At 59.1% G+C, this 509-nt stretch carries 2 protein-coding genes; both read left to right on the top strand.

The features are described 5' to 3' along the window. Nucleotides 1–263, top strand: a 263-nt coding sequence (locus tag D1159_RS19080; RefSeq protein WP_161847148.1) for a Txe/YoeB family addiction module toxin, incomplete at its 5' end; no start/stop codon positions are given. Between the two features lie 11 nt (nucleotides 264–274). Continuing rightward, nucleotides 275–509 (top strand): hypothetical protein (locus D1159_RS19075; RefSeq protein WP_161847147.1); only part of this gene is annotated, 235 nt, incomplete at its 3' end.

Genomic DNA, 509 nt, shown 5'->3' with positions numbered 1-509 from the left:
TGGCGTATAACCTTACCTTTTCGCCTGACGCCTGGGCTGACTATCTCTACTGGCAGACAGTAGACAAAAAGATCTTGCAGCGGATTAACAAGCTGCTCCAGGAGTTGCAGCGGGATGGAGCAGTGCGGGGCCTGGGTAAAGCGGAGCTGTTGCGTCATGCCGAGGGCATGAGTAAGCGTATTGACGATAAGACCCGGCTGACCTACACCATGGAGGGCGAGAGCCTCGTGATTTTGTCATGTAGGGGCCACTACGAAGATTGAGGGGGAACGTCATGGATTTCGAGAAAGACCGTATTGCCCAGCTTCAGCTACCAGCCCCGGCAGACGCCGATCTGCACCCCCGGCTGCTCCTGGAGGGCCGGGGCATCCATGCCGGGGAGGGGTTCACCGCCTTATTCCCGGATGGATGGCACGACATTACCCTGGAGGGGAGCTGGGAGCCGACTGGCCCCGGCTGCTGGTACATCTCGACACCCGGCTTTAGGGACATCTGCCCCATTGGTCTGT

The sequence above is a fragment of the Pseudoflavonifractor sp. 524-17 genome, from assembly GCF_009935845.1.
Classification (GTDB): domain Bacteria; phylum Bacillota; class Clostridia; order Oscillospirales; family Oscillospiraceae; genus Pseudoflavonifractor_A.
The sequence above is the reverse complement of the archived record's forward strand: the minus strand, read 5'-3'. Positions and strand labels throughout refer to the sequence as shown.